The sequence below is a fragment of the Leifsonia sp. GW821-FHT13C05 genome (genome assembly GCF_058806515.1).
In genome coordinates, this window is sequence record NZ_JBXAPT010000002.1 from 475,910 (window position 1) to 492,285 (window position 16,376).

Consider the following 16,376-nt stretch of genomic DNA (forward strand, 5'->3'; position numbering starts at 1 on the left):
GCGTCCGCGAATGCCCCCTCTGTGAGTGTCAGAACGCGAGGCGGCGATGCCCTAGGCTCGCAGTCGAACTCCCGCGGCGACCCGACCCGCGCGGTGCCCGCAGGAAGGACTCTCGTGCCCGAGGTGTCACGTCGAACCGTCATGGTCTCTGCGCTGAGCGGGCTGGGTGTCGCCGCCGTCGCCGCGGCAGCTCCCGCCGTTCCCGCGTTCGCGGGGACCGCATCCCGAGCAGCCGCCGCGACCCCGGCGCCCGCTGCGGCCGCCGTCGAGCCGACGCGCTCGCTCTACCTCCCCGCCGTCGGACGCGCCTTCACCGCCGTCTCGGACGAGCGCACCATCCACCTCACCCTCGCGAGCGTCGACGACGTCGCCGGAGGGGCGGACGCGGGTCACGAGCACCGTTTCGGTCTGCACTTCACCGCCGCCGCCGGATACGAGGCGGCTGACGGCATCTACACGCTCACCGCCGACGGCGTGCCGGCGACGACGCTGTTCCTCGTCGCGATCGGGCCGAGGCGCATGACGCGCTCGCTTCAGGCCATCGTCATCCGGAACCTGTGATGCTGACCGACACGATCGGGTTCCGTGCCGCCACCCCGGACGACGCCGCCCTGGTGCGCGCGATCTTCGACGACGCAAAGCGGAGCGAGTTCCTCGGCATCGACGGCCCCGTGCTCGACCAGCTGCTCGACCTGCAGTTCCGTGCAGCATCGGCGGAGCGGGCATCGCGGCATCCCGGCGCCGTCACCTCGCTCGTCCTCCTCGACAGCGAGGTGGTCGGCTCGATCACGGCCGACCACACCGGCAGGGATGCGCACCTCGTCGATCTCGCGATCCTCTCGCAGCACAGAGGCGGCGGCCTCGGCTCGCGCGCCCTGTCCTGGCTCGCTGCCTCGGCCGACCGGGTGACCCTCACCGTCTGGGCGCTGAACGACGGCGCGATCCGGCTGTATCGGCGGCACGGTTTCACGACCGTGTCCGAACAGGGAGGCTACCTGGCCATGAGCACGGAGGCCGCCCGATGAGCCTTACGGCATACGAGCGCTGGAGCGCGGCGAACGGCGCCGACCTGGAGGCCGTGGATGGGGCAGGAACGCGGTACCGCATCCACCTGGCGTCGATCAGCGACCAGCAGACCGACGGCGCCTGGACGACGTTCTCACTCGAGTTCCGCGCGGGGACGGACTTCCCCGCCGAGCAGAACAGCTACGACATCGTCGGCGCCGGGATCGCCGAACCCGTCTTCGTCGTGCCGCTCTCGCGCGACGCAGAGGGGCTCCGCCTCGAAGCCGTCTTCACCCAGGACAAGGAGCAGGCATGAGTCAGCCGTACGTCGGAGAGATCCGGATGTTCGCGGGCACCTTCGCGCCGGTGGGATGGGCGCTCTGCACCGGCGGTCTGCTGCCGATCTCGGACAACGATGTGCTGTTCCAGGTCATCGGGACGACATACGGCGGCGACGGCATCGAGACCTTCGGCCTGCCGGACCTGAGCGGGCGCCTTCCCGTGCACCAGGGCACCGGGCCCTCGCTGGGTCGCACCTTCACGATGGGCGAAGCCGCTGGGGCGGAGACGGTCCAGCTCGGTGTGCAGCAGCTCCCCCGGCACGGGCACCCGATCGCCGCGGCGGCGACGGCGACCACGCCGTCCGCCTCCGGCAACTACCTGGCCGGCTGGGCCGACGTCCCGTTCAGCACGGACACGCCCACGGCCCAGCTCGGAACGGCACTCAACCCGGCCGGCGGCAATCAGGCGCACGACAACATGCCGCCGTACCTCGCCATCAACTACATCATCTCGTTGTACGGCCTGTTTCCGTCCCAGACTTGAACACATTGAGGAGACCAGCGTGAGCACACCGTACCTGGGCGAAATCCGCCTGGCCTCGTTCTCATTCGCGCCGAAGAACTGGGCGATGTGCGACGGGCAATTCCTTCCGATCAACCAGAATCAAGCACTGTTCTCGCTGCTCGGCACGACCTACGGCGGAAACGGTCAGACCAACTTCCGCCTCCCCGACCTGCGCGGGCGGGTGCCCGTCGGGTTCGCGAACGACTTCCCGCAGGGCCAGGCGGGCGGGGAATACGACCACACGCTGACCGCGAGCGAGCTCGGCGCGCACACGCATCAAGCGGCCGTCGCCGTCGTGCCGAACACGGCGACGCCGACCGGATCGCAGCTCGCCCAGCCGGGAAAGGCGGCGTACGCAGCCGCTCCGACGGCGACGATGGCGCCCATCGCCGTGTCGCAGGTCGGCGGCGGCCTGGCGCACACCAACACCGCTCCATACCTCACCGTCAACTTCCTGATCGCCCTGGTGGGCATCTTCCCCACCCCGAACTGAGGAACCGATGTCTGACCAATTCGTCGGCGAGATCCGCCTCGTCGCCTTCGCCTTCGCCCCTCAGGGGTGGGCGTTCTGTCTGGGACAGCTCCTGCCGCTCTCGCAGAACACGGCGCTCTTCTCCCTGCTCGGCACCACGTACGGCGGAGACGGAAGGTCGACGTTCGCGCTGCCGAATCTGCAAGGGCGGACCGCGCTCGGCTGGACGCCGAACGGGCCACGCGGCGGACTCTCGTCGTACGACCTCGGTCAGAGCGGTGGCGAACAGGCCGTCTCGCTCGACCAGAGCACGATCCCGTCGCACACGCACAACGTGCTCGCCGTCAACGCGCCGGGCACGACGGGCGTCGTGTCCTCGGACGCCTCGCTCGCCATCCCGCGCTACGGCAGGGTGACCGAGCGGGCGTACTCGACCGACCAGGCCACCGTGCCGCTCGCGGCCGGCGCGTTCGCCGTCGCGGGAGGCGGCCAGCCACACAACAACCTGCAGCCGTACCTCTCGCTCAACTACATCATCGCCCTCCAGGGCGTCTTCCCGCCGCGTCCGTAGTACGGCACGGCGGCTAGTACGGACGCGGCGGCCGCCGCGCTACTCCCGCACCGGCGCCACGGTCAGGTGCTCGCCGTCCTCCGCGAGATCGACCCTCACCACGTCGCCGTCCCGGATCTCTCCGGCCAGCAGCTCCGTGGCGAGCCTGTCGTCGATCTCGCGCTGCATCAGGCGACGCAGCGGGCGGGCACCGTAGATCGGATCGTAGCCGCGTTCGGCCAGCCAGCGCCGTGCATCCGGGGTCACCGCCAGTTCGAGGCGGCGTTCCTGCAGGCGGCGCATCAGCCGGTCGATGTTGAGCTCGACGATCTCGCCCAGCTCCTCCTTGTCGAGAGCCGAGAACACCACGATGTCGTCGAGGCGGTTCACGAACTCCGGCTTGAAGGCCTGGCGGACCATCTGCATCACCGCCTCCTCCTTCTCGGTCTCGTTCAGGGCCGGGTCGACCAGGAACTGGCTTCCGAGGTTGGAGGTGAGGATCAGGATGGCGTTGCGGAAGTCGACCGTGCGGCCCTGGCCGTCGGTGAGGCGTCCGTCGTCGAGCACCTGCAACAGCACGTCGAAAACCTCGGGATGCGCCTTCTCCACCTCGTCGAGGAGGATCACCGAATACGGACGGCGGCGGACAGCCTCGGTCAGCTGACCGCCCTGCTCGTAACCGACATAGCCGGGAGGGGCGCCGACGAGCCTGGACACCGAGAACTTCTCGCCATACTCGCTCATGTCGATGCGCACCATCGACTTCTCGTCGTCGAACAGGAAAGCCGCGAGCGCCTTCGCCAGCTCCGTCTTGCCGACACCGGTCGGCCCGAGGAACAGGAAGGAGCCCGTCGGCCGGTCGGGGTCGGAGATGCCGGCGCGCGTGCGACGCACGGCGTCCGCCACCGCGGCGACGGCCTTCTTCTGCCCGATGATGCGGCGGCCGAGCTCGGCCTCCAGGTGCAGCAGCTTCTCCGTCTCGCCCTGCGTCAGCCGGTCGACGGGGATGCCCGTCCACGCGGCGACGACGGCGGCGATGTCGTCGGCGGTCACCTGCTCGTTGACCATGCGCGGCTGATCCGGGTGCTTCTCGGCGTTCTCCGCCTCCGCGAGCTCCCGCTCGATGGCCGGGATGGTCTCGTACTCGATGCGCGACGCCTCCTGGTAGCGGCCGTCCCGCAGCGCGAGGTCGCGCTTGGTCTTGGCCTCATCCAGCTGGGAGCGGAGTTCTCCCACGCGGTTCAGCGACGCCTTCTCCGCACGCCAGCGTTCCTGCAGCTCGGCCAGCTGGGCCTCCTGCTCGTGCAGCCGGGTGCGCAACTGCTCCAGGCGCTCCTTGCTGGCCTCGTCCTTCTCCTTCTTGAGCGCGAACTCTTCGAGCTTCATGCGCTCGACGACGCGCTGCAGCGTGTCGATCTCGACGGGGGCGGAGTCGATCTCCATCTTGAGCCTGCTCGCGGCCTCGTCGATGAGGTCGATCGCCTTGTCCGGCAGCTGCCTGGCGGTGATGTACCTGTTCGACAGGGATGCGGCTGCGACCAGGGCGGAGTCCTCGATCGTGACGCCGTGGTGCGCCTCGTACCTGCCCTTGAGGCCGCGGAGGATCGCGACGGTGTCCTCGACGCTCGGCTCACCCACGTAGACCTGCTGGAAGCGGCGTTCGAGGGCGGCGTCCTTCTCGATGAACTCGCGGTACTCGTTGAGCGTGGTCGCGCCGATGAGGCGCAGCTCGCCGCGGGCGAGCATCGGCTTCAGCATGTTGGAGGCCGCGACGGAGCCCTCTCCACCACCGGCGCCCATCAGGATGTGCAGCTCGTCGACGAAGGTGATGATCTCCCCCTCCGCGTCGTTGATCTCCTTGAGGACGGCCTTGAGCCGCTCCTCGAACTGGCCGCGGTACATCGCGCCTGCCACGAGCGCGGAGAGGTCGAGGGAGACCAGCTGCTTCCCCTTCAGGGAGTCTGCGACGTCGCCCGCGACGATGCGCTGGGCGAGGCCTTCGACAACAGCGGTCTTACCGACGCCCGGCTCACCGATGAGCACGGGGTTGTTCTTGGTGCGGCGCGTGAGCACCTGGCTGACGCGGCGGATCTCGGCGTCCCGGCCGATGACCGGGTCGAGCTTGCCGCTCTTGGCGATCTCGGTGAGGTTGACGCCGTACTGTTCGAGCGCGCTTTTCTGCTCCTCTTGAGTGGAGGGCGCGCCTTGCATGTTCGCCATTGGTGTCCTTTCCTCGGTCGGGCAAACTTGAGTCTACTAGGCTCAACTTTCTTTCGCACCCCCCTATTTCCACCCGCTTGGAAAAAGTTCACTATTCAGTCTTGCTAACTACCGGTACTCGGCCTTACTATCTAGTAGTACCAAGCAACACTGAGTAGTAAGGAGAGCGTCATGAGCAAGCAAGCGACAGAGATGCTCAAGGGAACCCTCGAGGGCATCGTCCTCGCCATCCTCGCCGGCCGCGCAGCATACGGCTACGAGATCACCTCCTGGCTGAGGGACCAGGGTTTCTCCGACATCGCAGAGGGCACCATCTACGCGCTGCTCGTCCGCATCGAGCAGCGCGGCCTCGTGGATGTGGAGAAGGTCCCGTCCGAGAAGGGACCGCCCCGCAAGGTGTACTCCCTCAACAGCCGGGGCCAGGAATACCTCGACGAATTCTGGACCACCTGGAGCTTCCTCTCCGAGCGACTGGAACAGCTCCGCCACACCGAACAGACCGAAACACACACCCAGGAAGAGGAACAGTAGTCATGGTCGCGAAATGGATCGAAGCCCTCACCGGCTCCCTCGAACAGAAGAAGCAGTACAAGCAGGCCGTCGCCCGCGTCGAAGCTCTCCCCGAGCCCTATCGGAGCACGGCCAAGGCCCTCAACAGGTACTTCATGTACTACGGCGGCATCACAGACGGCGACACCCTGGTCACGATGATCGGCGACCACACCGACCTGTGGGAGCGCGCATCCATCGACGGCACTCCGGTGCGCGACATCGTCGGCGACGACCCCGTGGAGTTCGCGGAAGAGTTCGCCGCCTCGTACTCGGGCCACCAGTGGATCGACAAGGAGCGGGCACGCCTCACCAACGCGATCGACGCGGCGGTCAGCGGAAAGGCCGCCCCCGACAACAAGGAGACGGACGAATGACCACCACCACCATGCCGGCACCCGCCATCCGGGTGCACGGCGTCGAGAAGTCCTTCAAGGAGCTGAACGTGCTCCGCGGCGTCGACTTCGACGTCGCCCCCGGCAGCATCTTCGCCCTGCTCGGCTCGAACGGCGCTGGCAAGACCACCCTGGTGCGCATCCTGTCGACGCTGCTGAAGTCGGATGCGGGGACCGCGACGGTCGCCGGGTTCGACGTGGCGGCCGAGCCGGGCAGCGTGCGCGAGTCGATCAGCCTGACCGGCCAGTTCGCCGCAGTGGATGGGGTGCTCACCGGCAGGGAGAACCTCATCCTGGTGGCCAAGCTGCGCCACCTGAAGAACCCGGGCGGGATCGCGGACGACCTGCTCGCCCGGTTCTCGCTCACCGACGCCGGCAACCGCAAGGCCGCCACGTACTCCGGAGGGATGCGCCGCCGCCTCGACATCGCGATGAGCCTGATCGGCAACCCGCCCGTCATCTTCCTCGACGAGCCGACGACGGGCCTCGACCCCCAGGCGCGCATCGAGGTGTGGCAGACGGTCAAGCAGCTGGCCGGCCAGGGCACGACGGTGCTGCTCACGACGCAGTACCTCGACGAGGCCGAGCAGCTCGCAGACCGCATCGCGATCCTGCACAAGGGCACGATCATCCAGAACGGCACGCTCGCCGAGCTGAAGCAGCTCCTCCCCGCGGCGAAAGTCGAGTACGTGGAGAAGCAGCCATCGCTCGAGGACGTGTTCCTCGCCCTCGTCGGTGAGACCGGCGAGACAGCCGAAGAGACCGCAACCGAAACCACACGAAAGGCAGACCGATGACCACGCACGTCATCAGCGACACCGGCGTTCTGACCGGTCGGTCGCTGCGCCACATCCTCCGCAGTCCTGACACCATCATCACCACAGTGATCACCCCGATCGCGCTGATGCTGCTCTTCGTCTACGTGCTCGGCGGGGCCATCCGCACCGGCTCGGACGAGTCGTACGTCAACTACATGCTCCCCGGCATCCTGCTCATCACGATCGCATCCGGCGTGGCGTACACCGCGTACCGGCTGTTCCTCGATCTGCAGGGCGGCATCTTCGAGCGGTTCCAGTCCATGCCGATCTCCCGGTCGAGCGTGCTCTGGGGCCACGTGCTTACCTCGCTGGCCGCGAACCTGGTCTCCGTGGCCGTCGTCATCGGCGTCGCGCTGATCATGGGGTTCCGCACCGGGGCGTCGGTCGGTGCCTGGCTGGCCGTCGCGGGCATCCTGATCCTGTTCACCCTCGCGCTGACCTGGATCGCCGTGATCGCCGGGCTCTCGGCCAAGACCGTGGACGGGGCGAGCGGCTTCAGCTACCCGCTGATCTTCCTCCCGTTCATCAGCTCCGCCTTCGTGCCCACCGAGTCGATGCCGGCCCCGGTGGCCTGGTTCGCCGAGAACCAGCCGGTGACCTCGATCGTCAACACCATCCGGGCGCTCTTCGCCGAGCAGCCGGTGGGCGGGGACATCTGGATCGCCCTCGCCTGGCTCGTCGGCATCCTGGTGGTGGCCTACGGCTTCGCCATCGCGATCTACCGGCGGAAGATCAGCTGACCTCGGAATGAGCGCGATCATCGAGTTCGAACACACTCACGCGGCACCCGTCTCGGGTGTCGCGTGGATGTGTTGGGGCCCGATGGTCAGTCGGCGGCCGGCGACGGGTCCGGGATCTCGTGGGAGCGGTAGCGCGGGAGACGCGCAGCGGGGATGATGGCGAGCGCACTCACAGCGCCGAGCATCAGCAGGCCGAGGCGGAGGGCGTCGAGGCGCGCCTGCTCGTTGATCTGCACGGCCGCATCCACCTGGGCGGGTGAGGCGTCCGTCTGGGCAAGCACGTCGCGGAGGCGGTCGTTGCTGACGAAGTTGACGTTGTCGAGATCCACCTGCGAGGTCAGCGACTCCGGCAGCTTGGGATGCGCGATCACCGCCTGCCCGACGTTCAGCCCGAGGATGGTGACGAGCAGCGCGCCGGCGATCGCCGTGCCGACGGCGGAGGCCAGGTTCTGCGTGGTCCCGCGCACCGAGCCGACGTCTCCGGCGAGTTCTTTCGGCGACGCCGTGACCAGCACGTTGAACACCAGGGTCACGAGGGCGCCCTGCCCGATGCCGAACACGATCAGCCCCAGGATGGTCGGGAGCGTCTCCCAGTTGTTGGTCACCACGAGCGACAGCCAGGCCAGCGCTGCCGTGGTCAGAATGAAGGAGAAGACGCCGATCGTGCGCGGGCTGAACCTGCGGTAGAACCGCACGACCAGCATCGCAGTGACGAACACCGTCAGGTTGAACGGGATCATGGCGAGCGACGTGTCGAACGGCGTGCGGCCCTGCACGATCTGCGTGTAGAGCGGGATGGTGAAGTTGATGGCGGCTTCCAACAGCACGATGATGAACATCGCGTACACCGCCGAGCGCTCCCGCGACGAGCGCAGCACGCTCAGCGCGATCAGCGGCACCCGTCCCGTCTTGGTGCGGCGGCGGGTCCAGAGGAAGAACGCCTGCCCGAGCACGATGCCGACCACGATGAACACGATCGCGGGAGAGAGCCCCAGGATGTCGAACGGCGCATCCGGCCTGGCCTCGATGATGCCCCACGCGTTCAGGTTGTTGAAGCCGAGCGTCAGCAGCACGATGCCGAGGCCGATCAGGATGGCGCCGACCACGTCGATCTTGATGCTGCTGTCCCCGCGGTCGGAGCGCAGCGAGAAGCTCAGGATGAACACCACGACCGCGAGCACCACCAGGATCGCGAACACCGGCCGCCAGCCCACCAGGGTGCCGAGCGCGCCGCCGATGAAGAACGCGCTGAACCCGGAGATGGCGCGGGCGGAGCCGAGCGATCCGATGGCCGTCGCCTGCTGCGTCCCCCGGTAGTTCTCCGCGATCAGCGCGACGAGCGCCGGGACGATGATGGCCGCGGACGCTCCGGCGAGCGCCTGGGCGCCGATCACCCAGCCGACGGTCGGCGCGAAGATCATCATCACCTCGGCGACCGCGAACAGGGCGATCACGATGCGGAAGATCAGCACCCAGCCGATGCGCTGACCGAGCTTGGCACCCACCATCACGAGCGCAGCGACCGCGATGCCGTACATGACGATGGCGGTGCTGACGGTGGTCGGGGGGACCCCGAAGTCGTCGACCATTCCTCCGAGCGACACCGGCAGGGCCGCGACGTTGAACGACATCAGGATCTGCGCGCAGAACAGCGCGATCATCGGTCGCCACGAGGCCTTCTCGATCACCGGTGCGACGGCTTCTGTTGCACTCATCGTTCCTGCCCTTCTGTCGACGTGTCATGGAGCTGCGCGTCCGGCCTGCCGTGCACGTCGGACGCGAAGACGTTCAGCCCGAGGCTGCGTGAGAGGAACGCCGTGGCCCGCTGGCCGCGAACGCTGTTGCCCGCCGCATCCAGCGGGGGAGAGAACGTGCCGATCCCCGCCTTGCCCGGCGCGATGGCGACGAGGCCGCCCGCGACGCCGGACTTGCCCGGTATCCCGATCTCGAACAGCCACTCCCCCGACTGCTCGTAGAGTCCGCTGGCCGCCATCACGGCGAGCGTGTCCCTGCAGACGTGCGGGGAGACGACGCGTTCGCCGGTGACCGGGTTCACGCCGCCGTCGGCGAGCGTGGCGCCCATCACAGCGAGGTCGCGTGCCGTGACGAGGAGCGAGCACTGCCGCGTGTAGACGTCGACGACCTCGACGGGGTCCGCGGTGATCCTGCCGTAGCTCTCCAGCAGCCGGGCGATGGCCTGGTTGCGCTGGTTGGTCGCCGCCTCCGACTCGTACACGCCGGTGTCGAGTTCGAGCCGCCTCCCGGCGAACCGCGAGAGGCCGTCCTGGATGAACGCCCAACGTTCGTCGGCGGTCGCTCCCGGAACGAGCGCCGTGGTGGCGAGGGCTCCCGCGTTGACCATCGGGTTCATCGGGTGCCCGTCGTTCAGCTCGATGGCCATCACCGAGTTGAAGGCGAGGCCGGTGTTGTTCACCCCGACGCGTTCGAGGGCGAGCTCATGGCCGAGTTCCTCGCAGACCAGGGCGTAGACGAACGCCTTCGAAATCGACTGGATGGAGAACGCGTGCCCGACGTCGCCTGCGCTGTGCACGGCGCCGTTCACCTCGGCGACGCTCACACCGAACAGGGCGGGGTCGGCGACGGCCAGCGCCGGGATGTAGTCGGCGACCGTTCCCGCGGTCACACCCCTGTTGCGTTCGAACGCATCCTGGACGAGGTGCTCGACGTCGTCCCAGGACGGGAGCGCGCCGGTCGAGACCCGTTCGGCTACTCCATCGACATCCAACTCCATGTGTGGGCTCCCCTCCACGCGTCGCCGCACGACGGTCGGTGTGCGGCGCTGTAGGCCCGTCGGGCTCATCATTTCGCTGTTCGGTGCCACGCGCAACAAATGTTTCCCCCGCCGTAACGAGCGGGGTGGCGCGGGGCGGCCCTGCGGTGAAAGATGGGGACGTGGTTGACCCGATGGATGTGCGGATCGTGCTCATGGACAGCGCGACCGCCGCCGCACTCGCCCAGATCCTTCCGCTGCTGCTGCTGACCCTGATGGTGGAGCTGCGCAGGCTCGAACTGCACAGGCGCGGACGCTCGGTGCGGAGGACGAGGGCGCTGCTCGCCGCGTTCTTCCTGGTCTTCGGTTTCATCGAGTCCGCGCTGGTGCTGTCGATCGACGGCGAGCTCGTGCCGTTCACCTGGAGCGACCTCGCCTCCTCGCTGGTGATCTTCGGCCTGCTGGCGATCCTGTTCTGGCTCTCGCTGCAGGAGGCCCCGTCCCGGTCGAAGCGCTCACACGGAGACGACGCGCTCTGAGGCACTGGTAGTGGCACTACCGGTAGTGCTACTATCAGCGCATGCTCATCACCGAACTCGCCGAGACCACCGGAACCCCGTCCGCCACGATCAAGTACTACGTGCGCGAGGGACTCCTGCCGGCCGGTGAGCGCCTCAACGGCAACCGCACGGAATACGGCGATGCGCACATCCACCGGCTGCGGCTCATCCGGTCGATGCTCGAAGTCGGGCACCTGTCCGTCAGCTCGGTGGCGCAGGTGCTGGCGGCGCTCGACGATCCGGATGCGCCGATCGCGCACACGTTCGACGTGGCGCAGCAGGCGTTGTCCCGCGCCGCGGTCCCCGACGTGTCGGAGCCGACGGACGCATCCATCGCCCGCATCGACGCGCTGATCGGGCGCGCGGGATGGTCGGACTGCGAAGGCAACATCGGCCAGCAGATCGCCGCGCGCGTGCTCGACGCGTTCGCGAACGCCGGTTTCCCGCTGCCGGACAGTTATCTGGACGCATACGCGTCAGCGGCCCGTGCGGCCGCCGACGCCGACCTCGACGCCGTCGCGGCTCTGCCGGACGCGTCGCGGATGGCCGAGCTCATGGTGGTCGGCACCGTGCTCGGCGACTCGCTCGCCCTCGGTCTGCGGCGCATCGCCCAGGCCGCCGTCACCTCGGAGAGAAGGCTCTCATGAAGTCCGTCTTCGCCTGGCACCGTCCGCTCATGACGGTCGCCGCCCTCATGGTCGTCAGCACCATCGTCTGCCTGATCGGCCTGCTGGTCGACCAGAGGCAGGTCCTCGGCGTCGACACCTGGCTCAAGCCGCTCAAGTTCTCCCTGTCGATCCTGCTTTACAGCGTGACCTGGGCCTGGCTGATCGCGCACCTCCCCCGGTTCCGCCGCGTGGCGCACACCGCGGGAACCGTCATCGCGGTCGCCCTGATCGTCGAACAGGTCGCCATCGTCGGCGCCGCCGCGGCCGGCACCACCAGCCACTTCAACGTCTCCACCGGACTCGCGGCCGCGGTGTGGGGCATCATGGCCGTGTCCATCACGGTGCTCTACGTCGGGACGTTCGTGACGACGATCGCGGTGTTCTTCCTGCGGCTGCCGACCGCATCCACCACCATCGCCGTGCGGGCGGGCGCTCTGATCGCGCTCGTCGGGATGGGCCTCGCCTACCTGATGACCGGCCCGACCGCGGCGCAGCTCCACGACTTCCAGGGCATCGCCGGCGCCCACACGGTCGGGCTGGCGGACGGCGGCCCCGGGCTGCCGCTGCTCGGCTGGAGCACGGTGGGCGGCGATCTGCGCATCCCGCACTTCATCGGGATGCACGCGCTGCAGTTGCTGCCGCTCTTCGCCATCGCGCTCGGCTGGCTCGGCCGCCATTGGCGCGCCGTCGCCGACGACAGGGTGCGGCTGCGGCTCGTCGTGGTGGCGACCGCGGTGTACGCGGCCGTGCTTGTCCTGGTGACGTTCCAGGCGCTCGCCGGGCAGTCGATCGTGCGGCCGGACGGGCTCTTCCTGGCCGGAGGATGGATCATCGCCGTCGGCGGAGTGATCGCCGCCGTCGCTGTCGTCGCGGTCGGAACGCACTCCGGCTCGCGGCCGAGGATGCACGCGGGGGCGACGGCATGACCGGGCCGCGCTGGAACAGCAGGGCGGTCTTCTTCCTCGTCGTCGCCCTCCTCGGGCTCGTCGGCACCTGGGCGTTCAACATCGCCGCCATCCTGCAGCACCGCGACTACGTGGGCGACTGGCTGCAGAGCGGCCCGGCGGTTTCGTCGCTCACGGTCGACGTGCTGATCGCCGCCGTGGCCGCAATCGCGTTCATGGTCTTCGAGAGCAGGCGGCTCGGGATGCGGCGGGTGTGGGTCTACATCGTCCTCATCCCGCTGGTGGCGCTCGCGTTCGCGCTTCCGCTGTTCCTCGCGATGCGGGAGCGGGCGCTGGCGGCGCGCGCGGCGGCGGCGGATGCGGAGGCAGTACCGGACGCGGCGGCACCGGACGCGGAAGGTGCCCCGTGATCGCAGTGGGCGTCGCGACCTATACCCTCGCGCTCTGACCGGCCCTAGGATCGTCGCATGTCGCTGCTCACGATCCTCGCCTTCTCCGGGCTCTGCCTGGTGCTCGCGCTGACGCCGGGACCTGACACGTTCCTGGTGCTCCGCTACAGCATGGCCAGGGCGCGCGACGGTTTCGCGGCGGCGGTCGGCTGCTCGCTCGGCTCGCTCGTCTGGGCCGGGCTGGTCGCGGTCGGGCTCGCGACGCTGATGGAGCAGTCGGCGGAGGTGTTCCGCATCGTGAAGATCGTGGGAGGGCTGTACCTCATCTACCTCGGCGTGATGGCGTTCGTCGCGACGCGGAGGAGCGCCCGCGCTGCGGCTGCCGCCGCCGCCGCTGACGCTTCGGCGGAGGATGGCGCGGAGTCCCCCGCGGCTCCGGCGACCGGCGGCTGGTCGCTCCGCAGCCTCCTGGCCGGGATGCTCTCCACCCTGCTCAACCCGAAGGTCGGCCTGTTCTTCCTCGCGGTCGTGCCGCAGTTCGTGCCGGCGAACGCCGGTCTGGGCGAGACCATGCTGCTCGGCGCGGTGGACGCGCTCGTCTCCGTCGCCTACCTCGGCGTCGTGGTGCTGCTCGCCTCCCGCATGGTCGCCTGGCTGAAGCGCCCGCGGGTCACCCGCGCGCTCGAACGGGTGTCCGCCGACATCCTCGCGGCCCTCGGCATCGGCACCGTGGTCGCCGGCGCGGAAAGCTGACCCTGCCCGACCTTCCCCGTTCTTATACGCTCGGACGGTGACGATTCGAGCGGCACGGACCACGGACATCCCGGCCATCCAGGAGATCGAACGGGCAGCGGGAGAGCCCTTCCGCGGGATCGGGCTCGCGGAGATCGCCGACGACGAGCCGCCCGGCGCGGACGAGCTGGCGGCGTGCATCCGGAGCGGCGGAGCGCTGGTGGCGGTCGACGGGACGGACACCCCCGTCGCGTATCTGCTGGTCGAGACGCTCGGCAGCCGGGCGCACATCGAGCAGGTGTCCGTGCATCCATCGCACGCCAGGCAGGGGCTGGGCGCGCGGTTGATCGAGGCTGCGGACGCCTGGGCGCTGGAGCGCGGGCTGACCGAGCTGACGCTGACGACGTTCGCGGACGTCCCGTGGAACGCGCCGTACTACGCCCGTCTCGGATTCTCGCTGCTTCCCGACGAGCAGCGGGACGACGCGCTCCGCGAGCGGGTGCGCGAGGAGGCCGCTGCCGGGCTCGCGCTCAGCGACTGGCCCCGGGTGGCGATGGCGCGGGATGCGCGGCGCCGGTCGGCGGTCTGACCGACCGCGCAGACGATCCGGACGGATGGTCGCCTGTCCCGGACGGAGGATCAGGTGCGCCCCTCCGCGATCCGCCAGGGTGGAACAGTGACGACAGACACCTCTCCCATCCGGGCCACCTCCCCCGCCGCTCCCACGCACCAGCGCACGCGCTGGGCCGCCCTCATCGTCATGCTCCTGACGAGCTTCGTGCTGGTGACGGCCGAGTTCCTGCCGTCCGGTGTGCTGACCGCGATGGCCACCGAGCTGGGGGTGACGCCCGGACAGGCCGGGCAGACCGTCACCGTCACCGCGTTCGTCGGGTTCCTGGCGGCGCCGACACTCGGCATCCTGATCCCCCGGATGGACAGGCGCACCTTCCTGGTGCTCGTCGCGATCCTCGCCGCGGTGTCGAATCTGGCGGTGGCAGTGGCGCCGTCGCTGTGGCTGCTGCTGGTGGCGCGACTGCTCATCGGCGTGGCGATCAGCGGCTTCTGGTCGATGTCGCTCACGGTGGCTGCGCAGCTGGCCAGCCCGGAACGGCTCGGGCGGGCGATGACCATCGTCAGCGCCGGCATGACCCTGGCCGTCGTGGCCGGTGTGCCGATCGGGGTGTACCTCACCGAGCTGGTCGACTGGCGCGGCGTGTTCCTCGGCGCGGCTGTGCTCACCGCTGTCGTCGCGGTCGCCCTGCGCCTGACGCTGCCACGGATCGCACCGGCCGAGGCGTCGAGCCTGAACATCCTGGTCGACACGCTCAAGCGGCCAGGAGTGCGGCAGGGCCTCGCCGGCCACATCCTGATCGTGTTCGGGCACTTCATGGCGTACACGTTCATCCGGCTCGCGCTCGACCAGGTGCCAGGACTCGACACGGCCTTCGCGGCCGGCCTGCTCGTGGTGTTCGGCGTGGGCGGCGTGGTCGGGAACCTCGTGGTCGGCGCGCTCGCCGACCGGTACCTCGGACTGCTGCGCTACCTGCAGCCGGCGCTCATCGCCGGGGCGATCCTGCTCTCGGTGCTCGGGCAGGGCTCAGTGATCGTCGTGGCGGCGGCCATCGTGGTCTGGGGCTTCGGCTTCGGCGCATGGCCGGCGGTCATCAACACCTGGGCCGGACGCTACATCCCGGACAGGCTCGAAGCAGCGGGCGGCCTCGTCGTCGCCGGGTTCCAGCTGGCGATCACCCTCGGCGCCGGGCTCGGCGGCATCCTGGTCGACAGTGTGGATGTGCGGTTCACGTACCTGGTGGCGGTGGCCGTGGTCGCGGTGGGCGTGGTGCTGTTCGGCAGCGCGGGGAGGCGCCGGGCGCTGCAGGGGTGAGTGCGGCTGGGGGCGCGGCTAGCTCGCGCGCTGCCGCCAGACGGACGGGGCGGAGCCGGTGTGGCGGCGGAAGGCGCGGCTGAAGCCGGCGTCCGACTCGTAGCCGAGCATCCGGGCGGTCTCGCTGACCGTGAGACCGTCCTGCGACAGGTAGGTCATCGCCGCATCCATCCGCACCTGGGCGAGATAGCTCGCGGGCGACTGCCCGACCTGCTCGCGGAAACGCTCGGCGAAGATGGTGCGCGACATGGCGCCGACCGCAGCGAGGTCGCCGACGGTCCACGGGCGACCGGGGTTCGCGTGCATCGCGTCGAGCACGCGCGACACGTACGGGTCCTCGACCACCGACGGCCAGTTCTCGGGAGCGCAGTCGCCCTCCGCCCAGGCCCGGATCGCGACCGAGACGATGGTGGTGGCCATCCGGCCGCAGATCACGTCGTCGCCGGCGCGGCGCGGCTTCAGCGAGCCGCCCATCTGCGCGGCGAGGAGGGCGATGGCCGGGTCGAGCTCCGCCAGCTGGTTCACGCCCACCACGTCGGGCAGCGCGTCGAGCGCTCGGGTGCCGCCCACCGGCCGCAGCTCGCTGACGATCACCTCGCCGACGCCGTCCGCCAGCAGGTCGACCACGTTGCGGCCGGTCGTGAAGACCACGTCGCCGGCGCGAAAGGCGAGCTGAACGCCCTGCGGGCCGCGCGAACGCACCCGGATGGACCCCGCAAGCAGATAGACGAACGTCGCACCGGGGAAGGTCGCCCGGTCGCCGGGCTCGAGTGCGACGCGACGCGACGCATCCACTCGCCACTCGAGCGTGGACAGCAGCTCGTCGAGCGTGGCGGGGGAGGTCATCGCAGTGATCGTCACGTTCGCGAAAACAGCGCGAGGGGGTGCGCTATTCCTGGGGTGCGGGCGTG

Annotated in this window: 21 protein-coding genes; 17 read left to right on the forward strand and 4 right to left on the reverse strand. The window is 69.3% G+C overall.

Annotated features, from left to right (window positions below):
* Positions 1-123: 123 nt before the first annotated feature.
* From AC1ROC_RS08850 to AC1ROC_RS08875, 6 genes are read left to right on the forward strand one after another with little or no spacing between them, the layout of a single operon-like run.
* Complete coding sequence (locus AC1ROC_RS08850) at positions 124-561, forward strand: DUF6916 family protein (protein ID WP_492999566.1); 438 nt, start codon at positions 124-126, stop codon at positions 559-561.
* Positions 561-1,025, forward strand: coding sequence for a GNAT family N-acetyltransferase (locus AC1ROC_RS08855; RefSeq protein WP_492999568.1), 465 nt, complete (start codon positions 561-563; stop codon positions 1,023-1,025). Before AC1ROC_RS08850 ends, AC1ROC_RS08855 begins: the two co-directional genes overlap by 1 nt.
* Positions 1,022-1,321, forward strand: a complete 300-nt coding sequence (locus AC1ROC_RS08860) for a DUF6916 family protein (RefSeq protein WP_492999569.1) — start codon at positions 1,022-1,024, stop codon at positions 1,319-1,321. The genes AC1ROC_RS08855 and AC1ROC_RS08860 overlap by 4 nt, the downstream gene beginning before the upstream one ends.
* Positions 1,318-1,830, forward strand: a complete 513-nt coding sequence (locus tag AC1ROC_RS08865; protein ID WP_085368198.1) for a phage tail protein — start codon at positions 1,318-1,320, stop codon at positions 1,828-1,830. The genes AC1ROC_RS08860 and AC1ROC_RS08865 overlap by 4 nt, the downstream gene beginning before the upstream one ends.
* 19 nt (positions 1,831-1,849) lie before the next feature.
* Positions 1,850-2,344 (forward strand): phage tail protein, encoded by a 495-nt coding sequence (locus AC1ROC_RS08870; protein WP_085368200.1) that lies wholly within the window; start codon positions 1,850-1,852, stop codon positions 2,342-2,344.
* A 7-nt stretch (positions 2,345-2,351) separates the two neighbouring features.
* Entirely contained in the window at positions 2,352-2,894 is a 543-nt protein-coding gene (locus AC1ROC_RS08875; RefSeq protein WP_168690475.1) for a phage tail protein, read from the forward strand.
* A 39-nt stretch (positions 2,895-2,933) separates the two neighbouring features.
* Here AC1ROC_RS08875 and AC1ROC_RS08880 read toward each other — a convergent pair whose 3' ends face one another.
* Positions 2,934-5,093 carry an ATP-dependent Clp protease ATP-binding subunit gene (locus AC1ROC_RS08880; RefSeq protein WP_085368204.1) on the reverse strand — a complete coding sequence of 720 codons (2,160 nt, stop codon included), beginning with the start codon at positions 5,091-5,093 and terminating at the stop codon, positions 2,934-2,936.
* Positions 5,094-5,264: 171 nt separating this feature from the next.
* On the opposite strand from AC1ROC_RS08880, the gene AC1ROC_RS08885 reads away from it, so the two are divergent.
* Genes AC1ROC_RS08885 through AC1ROC_RS08900 form a run of 4 tightly spaced genes read left to right on the forward strand, consistent with a single transcriptional unit; the run spans position 5,265 to position 7,595 of the window.
* Positions 5,265-5,624, forward strand: coding sequence for a PadR family transcriptional regulator (locus AC1ROC_RS08885; RefSeq protein WP_492999574.1), 360 nt, complete (start codon positions 5,265-5,267; stop codon positions 5,622-5,624).
* A gap of 2 nt (positions 5,625-5,626) precedes the next feature.
* The gene (locus AC1ROC_RS08890; RefSeq protein WP_085368209.1) at positions 5,627-6,019 is read left to right on the forward strand and encodes a DUF1048 domain-containing protein; all 393 of its coding nucleotides are present in this window, start codon (positions 5,627-5,629) and stop codon (positions 6,017-6,019) included.
* An 11-nt stretch (positions 6,020-6,030) separates the two neighbouring features.
* The gene (locus AC1ROC_RS08895) at positions 6,031-6,834 is read left to right on the forward strand and encodes an ABC transporter ATP-binding protein (protein ID WP_493000005.1); all 804 of its coding nucleotides are present in this window, start codon (positions 6,031-6,033) and stop codon (positions 6,832-6,834) included.
* Positions 6,831-7,595, forward strand: coding sequence for an ABC transporter permease (locus tag AC1ROC_RS08900; protein WP_492999576.1), 765 nt, complete (start codon positions 6,831-6,833; stop codon positions 7,593-7,595). Before AC1ROC_RS08895 ends, AC1ROC_RS08900 begins: the two co-directional genes overlap by 4 nt.
* An 86-nt stretch (positions 7,596-7,681) precedes the next feature.
* On the opposite strand, the gene AC1ROC_RS08905 is transcribed toward AC1ROC_RS08900, so the two are convergent.
* Together AC1ROC_RS08905 and glsA are read right to left on the reverse strand one after the other, a co-directional pair.
* The gene (locus tag AC1ROC_RS08905; RefSeq protein WP_492999578.1) at positions 7,682-9,310 is read right to left on the reverse strand and encodes an MFS transporter; all 1,629 of its coding nucleotides are present in this window, start codon (positions 9,308-9,310) and stop codon (positions 7,682-7,684) included.
* Entirely contained in the window at positions 9,307-10,347 is a 1,041-nt protein-coding gene (gene glsA, locus AC1ROC_RS08910) for a glutaminase A (protein WP_492999580.1), read from the reverse strand. Before glsA ends, AC1ROC_RS08905 begins: the two co-directional genes overlap by 4 nt.
* A gap of 161 nt (positions 10,348-10,508) precedes the next feature.
* On the opposite strand from glsA, the gene AC1ROC_RS08915 reads away from it, so the two are divergent.
* From AC1ROC_RS08915 to AC1ROC_RS08945, 7 genes are all read left to right on the forward strand, one after another.
* Positions 10,509-10,865: a hypothetical protein gene (locus AC1ROC_RS08915; RefSeq protein WP_168690479.1), complete on the forward strand. Its 357-nt coding sequence runs from the start codon at positions 10,509-10,511 to the stop codon at positions 10,863-10,865.
* Between the two features lie 41 nt (positions 10,866-10,906).
* Complete coding sequence (locus AC1ROC_RS08920; protein WP_085368216.1) at positions 10,907-11,533, forward strand: MerR family transcriptional regulator; 627 nt, start codon at positions 10,907-10,909, stop codon at positions 11,531-11,533.
* Entirely contained in the window at positions 11,530-12,480 is a 951-nt protein-coding gene (locus tag AC1ROC_RS08925; RefSeq protein WP_168690480.1) for a hypothetical protein, read from the forward strand. The genes AC1ROC_RS08920 and AC1ROC_RS08925 overlap by 4 nt, the downstream gene beginning before the upstream one ends.
* Positions 12,477-12,869, forward strand: a complete 393-nt coding sequence (locus tag AC1ROC_RS08930) for a DUF2834 domain-containing protein (RefSeq protein WP_085368218.1) — start codon at positions 12,477-12,479, stop codon at positions 12,867-12,869. The genes AC1ROC_RS08925 and AC1ROC_RS08930 overlap by 4 nt, the downstream gene beginning before the upstream one ends.
* A 57-nt stretch (positions 12,870-12,926) precedes the next feature.
* Positions 12,927-13,601, forward strand: a complete 675-nt coding sequence (locus tag AC1ROC_RS08935; protein WP_492999582.1) for a LysE family translocator — start codon at positions 12,927-12,929, stop codon at positions 13,599-13,601.
* Positions 13,602-13,638: 37 nt separating this feature from the next.
* Positions 13,639-14,169 carry a GNAT family N-acetyltransferase gene (locus AC1ROC_RS08940; protein WP_085368220.1) on the forward strand — a complete coding sequence of 177 codons (531 nt, stop codon included), beginning with the start codon at positions 13,639-13,641 and terminating at the stop codon, positions 14,167-14,169.
* 87 nt (positions 14,170-14,256) lie between these two features.
* Positions 14,257-15,465 (forward strand): MFS transporter, encoded by a 1,209-nt coding sequence (locus AC1ROC_RS08945; RefSeq protein WP_492999584.1) that lies wholly within the window; start codon positions 14,257-14,259, stop codon positions 15,463-15,465.
* Between the two features lie 18 nt (positions 15,466-15,483).
* Here the strand turns inward: AC1ROC_RS08945 and AC1ROC_RS08950 are convergent, their stop codons facing one another.
* Complete coding sequence (locus tag AC1ROC_RS08950; RefSeq protein WP_492999586.1) at positions 15,484-16,311, reverse strand: AraC family transcriptional regulator; 828 nt, start codon at positions 16,309-16,311, stop codon at positions 15,484-15,486.
* Positions 16,312-16,376: the final 65 nt, after the last annotated feature.